At 72.5% G+C, this 4,701-nt stretch carries 5 protein-coding genes and 1 pseudogene; 3 read left to right on the top strand and 3 right to left on the bottom strand.

Features of this window, described 5'->3' with window-relative positions; all coding sequences use genetic code 11:
• The first annotated feature begins 580 nt into the window (after positions 1-580).
• Positions 581-2,416 carry a DUF3376 domain-containing protein gene (locus ACFE60_RS17745; protein ID WP_375390180.1) on the top strand — a complete coding sequence of 612 codons (1,836 nt, stop codon included), beginning with the start codon at positions 581-583 and terminating at the stop codon, positions 2,414-2,416.
• Between the two features lie 42 nt (positions 2,417-2,458).
• Here ACFE60_RS17745 and ACFE60_RS17740 read toward each other — a convergent pair whose 3' ends face one another.
• The 3 genes from ACFE60_RS17740 to ACFE60_RS17730 all read right to left on the bottom strand — a co-directional run bounded on the left by ACFE60_RS17740 (position 2,459) and on the right by ACFE60_RS17730 (position 3,893).
• Positions 2,459-3,169 (bottom strand): hypothetical protein, encoded by a 711-nt coding sequence (locus ACFE60_RS17740; protein WP_375390179.1) that lies wholly within the window; start codon positions 3,167-3,169, stop codon positions 2,459-2,461.
• Positions 3,166-3,369, bottom strand: a complete 204-nt coding sequence (locus ACFE60_RS17735; protein ID WP_375390181.1) for a PadR family transcriptional regulator — start codon at positions 3,367-3,369, stop codon at positions 3,166-3,168. The genes ACFE60_RS17740 and ACFE60_RS17735 overlap by 4 nt, the downstream gene beginning before the upstream one ends.
• 251 nt (positions 3,370-3,620) lie before the next feature.
• Positions 3,621-3,893, bottom strand: a complete 273-nt coding sequence (locus tag ACFE60_RS17730; protein WP_375390178.1) for an acylphosphatase — start codon at positions 3,891-3,893, stop codon at positions 3,621-3,623.
• 45 nt (positions 3,894-3,938) lie between these two features.
• On the opposite strand from ACFE60_RS17730, the gene ACFE60_RS17725 reads away from it, so the two are divergent.
• Complete coding sequence (locus ACFE60_RS17725; protein WP_375390177.1) at positions 3,939-4,370, top strand: DUF1810 domain-containing protein; 432 nt, start codon at positions 3,939-3,941, stop codon at positions 4,368-4,370.
• A 29-nt stretch (positions 4,371-4,399) separates the two neighbouring features.
• Positions 4,400-4,701, top strand: a pseudogene (locus tag ACFE60_RS17720) (hypothetical protein); the annotation flags it as partial.

The raw sequence follows: 4,701 nt of genomic DNA, 5'->3' as shown, positions 1-4,701 counted from the left end.
GACGAGATCGGCGACCTGCGCCGGACGCTCTATGCGGCGCAGGGGCGCGACGAGGGTCTGGCCGCGGTGCTGCGGGGCATCGACCTCGGCGCAGGGGGAGGGGCGCTCGCGCCCGAGGCGGTGGTCGCCTGGTCGGCCGAAGCCCGCGCCGCGTACGTCCGGTACCGCTCCACCGCCGACTACGCCGCCCTCTCGACGGTCTTCGACAGCCCCGACGTGTGGCAGCTCGGCACCGATCTCGTCGAGCGGCGGCGCTGGGACGCGCTGCTGCCGGAGCAGCTGAGTCTGCTGCCGCGGCGGATGTTAGCCCGGTACGACGGTGCCTCCCGGACGCCTCCGCCCTCCGAGGACCCGCCCGGTCCCGTCCGGTTCGCCGAGATCACCGGCGGTGCGCAGGCCAAGGTGGACGCACTCATGGTGGCGCTCGCATGGCTGCGTTCTCTGGAAGAGTTTGCCTGGCACGAGTCCGCGCTGATGACGCTCGACGACGGCATACCCCAATCACGAATCACGCATCGCCCTCCGGAACGCGATCCACGACGAGCTGCGCAGTCAGCAGCTGACCCGGGACGAGCGGATCGTGAAGGTGCTGGACGCGGCGGCGAGCGCCGGACCCGGTGCCAGCGCGGTCGCGGACGCGATCCTGACGGCCTGGACCGTGGAAGCACCGGACGATCGGTCCGACGAGGACTGGGCACCGATCGACCAGGTCGTCCTGCAGCTGCGCAGCATGACGGAGAACGTCGCGGAGCTGCCGAACTTCGACGACTCGCCCTGGTCGACGGGGCTGCCGCAGCACGTCGGGTTCACCGGAAGGGACCTGGCGCCGCTGTACGCCGCGCACGGCATGCCGGAGAGCATCGACCGGCTCACGTTCCGGCACATCTCCTCCGCGGAGGGTCCGCCCTTGCTGCCCGGCGGAGCGCTGGACAGGTCGCGGCGCCGCTTCGCGGTCAACCGGATGCTCCGGCTCAGCGGGCCGGAGATCTCGACACTCGACGAGGCGTGGGCGGCGAGCACGGGCAAGGAGGCGGCGAAGCTCGCCGGATCCGAGGTCGCCGACTTCGGAGCGTTCTTCAGCCGCACCTGGCGGAGGAACGACTGGTGGTGGGGCCGTCTCGACACGAGCGACGGCCTGCTGCACCTGCTGGAGGACTATCCACCGTTCGCCAGTGCCGTACCGGCCTCGCCGGAGGCCATACCGGCTTCGACGGAGACCTGGCCGGACCGCATCGCTCTGGCGCAGCACCTGGTCCGCCAGCAGATGAACGAGAGCGACAACCGCCCCTACTCACCGCCGGTCCTACCCGAAGAGGCCGCGGTCGACGGTCCGTCGCTGGACGAGCGCATCCAGCGGCGGATGACCCACGGCGCGGACACGATCGGGAACCTGCCGTCGGGATACCGCGTGTCGGTCGCGTCGCGCCTCGTCCGCGTGCTGTCGAGGGCCGTCGCTCGCACGTCCTGGCCTGCGCGCATCATGGTGCACCTCCTCCGGCCGCTCCTGGTCCTCGTCCCTGCCGTGGTGGATCCGCCGCGGGCGGTCCTCGTCGCAGGGCTGCTCACGGCCTGCGGCCTCGTCATCGAAGGCGACCCGCATCCCAACGCGGTCGACTTCGCGTTCGGGCCGGTGCGGTACCCGCTCCCGCTCGCGTTCCCGCTCGGCGTGCTGGGCGTCGTCCTGGCGCTCGGCTTCGTCCTGTCCGCGGTGGGGCGAAGCGCCGCCTGGAGGGCGATCGACCGCCGGCGCGACGCGGACGGTGTGGATCTGGCTGCCGGGCTGACCGGTGTCCGGACTCGCACCCGCCGAGCCCGCGTGGCACGGCTCGTCCTCGGGATGGTGGCGTGCGTCCTCGCGCTGCTTCGCCTGAACACGTCGGGCGCCGATCTGCTGTTCCTGGTGCTGCTCGGTGCGGTCCTGGTGGTCGGCGCCGCGGCGCGCTCGGCGAAAGGGAGGCTGCTGGCGGAGCAGGTCCGGTTCGGACCCGCGCGCTGGACGACAGCAGCGGGCCTCGCCGCCGTGCTCGTGATCGTCGTCGTGAACTCCGGCGAGCTGCCGCGCCGGTCCGGGTTCCTGACGTCGGTCGACCCGCTCGCGCTGTCGCTCGCCTTGGCGATCGCGGGGTTCCTGGTGGCGATCACGCTGACCCACGGCTGGACGTGGGACATCACGCAGCCCAGTGCCGGGCGCGCGATGGCGCCGGTCTGGATCGTGCTGTCGGCGGCGTCCGGTGCACTCGCAGGGACCGTGTTCTTCGGCGTCTTCCACCTGGCCGAGGCCGCCTCGTTCACGGAGGTCTGGTGCGTCGTGCTCTCCCTGCTGGTCGCCGAGTTCGCGTGGGGGACGGGCATCTGGTGGCTCGGCGAGTGGCCTGCGGTGACGCGTTACATGGCGAGCGACGAACCGCGGGCGTGATCCCGGGTATCGGGATACCGCGACGGCGACGCGGGATCGACGTCAGCCGGCATGCCTCCGCTGATCATCAGCTGCTCGGAGCCCGCTGGCCGAGTGCTGACCGAGCGCCTGCGGTCGCAGGGGGAAGCCGATGCCCCGGCGCGCCAACCGCCTTCTGCGGGCGACGGGTGTCGAGTCCCGGAAGACCAGCTTCGACGAGCCGTGCTTTCGACTCGTCGAACCACTCCTTTCGGCCAGATCGATCGGAACCACCGCTCCGCAGACGAATCGAAGCAGCTGCCGCCGAGCGAAGCGCTCGCCCAGCGCCTCGGCGTCGAGCAGCTGGGCGACCAGGACCCCTCTGGCCCCGAGGGTGTGTCGCACGACCCGGACCCGAGCGCGGACGACGAAGCCGTCGACGTGCACGTCCAGGTCGAGGACGTCGCCCGGTGCGGCGGGGCGTCCGATGAACGTGTCGCCTCGCACCCACGTGACCCGCAGATGCATGTCCGCCTCGAGCAGGGATCCGAATCTGCCCATCAACCTGCCGCCGACTCCCTCGAGCAGGGCGACCTCGAGCTGCTCGGCGACCCAGAACGGGCGGTCCCGCCGAGGAACGGCCGCGAGCTCGGCCAGCAGTTCACGCCGCCGCGGATGCCAGGACGGCCACGCGATCACGATGACGCGAAGCACCAGCCTGGGCGCGAACCCGAAGCCGAGGACGGCGAGGAGGAGCAGGGGAGGTCCGAGCTGGACGAGCGCGACGACGGTCACGGTCGACCACCGAGCACGGGAACGTCGGTGACACGGATCGGCTCGGCACGAGACGCGGCCGCACCGAGCTCACGGAGTCCGAGTTCGGTGATGCGGTAGTAGCGCCTCGCAGGCCGGCCGGTCTCGACCTCGGACGGCGGCTCCCACTCGTCCTCGAGCCAGCCGCTGACGAGCATCCGAGACAGCAGGGGATAGAGCACCCCCGACCGCACTCCGGCGCGTCGTCCCAAGTCGTACCCGAAGTGTCGGCCGTCTCGATCCGCGAGCAGTACTGCCGCGACGGCGACGAGCGGAGCGGTGACTCTCACGATCGAAGTCTACCTAGGTAGGCCCGTGTCCGTCACGAACGGTCTCCTCCGACGCGGAGACCCCCGCGGAGTCTCGTCGATGAGGTCTGGAGACCGGGCGCACGCTGGAGAGGCGAGCGATCAACCCCCACCCCTGGGCCGCGTCAGCGCGTGATCTCGAAGGTGTCGGCCTCGAACCCGTCGACGGGCTCCGCGTCGACGTCGCGGACCTTCGCCCAGCGAGGCCCCTCCTCGAGCCAGACGGCGAAGGCGTCCATCGCCGCGCGCTCGCCCTGCGCGACGACCTCGACGGCGCCGTCCGTGCGGTTGCGCACGCGACCGACGACGCCGAGGCGCTCGGCCTCGCCCTGGGTCGCCCAGCGGAAGCCCACGCCCTGCACGTCGCCCGTCACCGTGTAGCGCCTCGAGACCGTCACGCGATCCACGGTAGTTCTCCCGGCCGGGCCGCCTACCGTGCGCCGATGCCCGGCGACGATCCGCACGACCTCGCCCGCTTCCGCTCCGCGCAGGACGCCGACGGCACCTTCGAGCGGGCGCTCGCCGAGCTGCGGGCCGGCCGCAAGGCGAGCCACTGGATGTGGTTCGTGTTCCCGCAGATCGCCGGGCTCGGCTTCAGCCCGACCGCCGCGCGCTTCGCGATCGCGTCGCTCGACGAGGCGCGCGCCTACCTCGCCGATCCCGTGCTCGGCCCCCGCCTCGGAACGGCGGCCGCCGTCGCGGCCGACGCGCCGGCGACCTCGGCGGCGGCGCTGCTCGGCGGCATCGACGCGACGAAGCTGCGCTCCTCCATGACCCTGTTCCACCGGGCCGCGCCGCAGGAGGCGGTGTTCCGGCGCGTGCTCGACCGCTGGTTCGACGGGGAGGAGGACGACGCGACCATCAGCAGGCTCTGATCGTCGGACCGCCCGGCTACCCTCGCCGGATGCGACGACCCGCCGTGCTCGTGCTCGTCGTCGTGGTCCTGGTCGTCGTGCTGACGGCGGGCGTCGGCGCGGGCGTGCTCGTCTCGCTGTCCCGCACCGGGCAGCCGGCCGCGTCCCCCTCCGCCGCGTCGACCTGGCCCGCGCCGGCGCCCATCCGCTGGGGCGCCTGCTCCACCGGCGACCTGCGGGCCGCCGACGCCGAGTGCGCGATGGTCGCGGTGCCCAGGGACTGGGGCTCCCCGCGCGACGGGAGGACGGTGCGGATCGCGATCTCGCCGTGCAGCTGGCGGACCAGCCCGAA

It is taken from the genome of uncultured Amnibacterium sp. (assembly GCF_964245895.1).
Classification (GTDB): domain Bacteria; phylum Actinomycetota; class Actinomycetes; order Actinomycetales; family Microbacteriaceae; genus Amnibacterium.
Note: the sequence above shows the minus strand (reverse complement) of the source record. Positions and strands in the feature narration are given on the sequence as shown.

Coding starts and splice junctions, on each gene's coding strand:
- ACFE60_RS17725 (WP_375390177.1), top strand. CDS start 3,939: ATGCCCGGCGACGATCCGCACGACCTCGCCCGCTTCCGCTCCGCGCAG.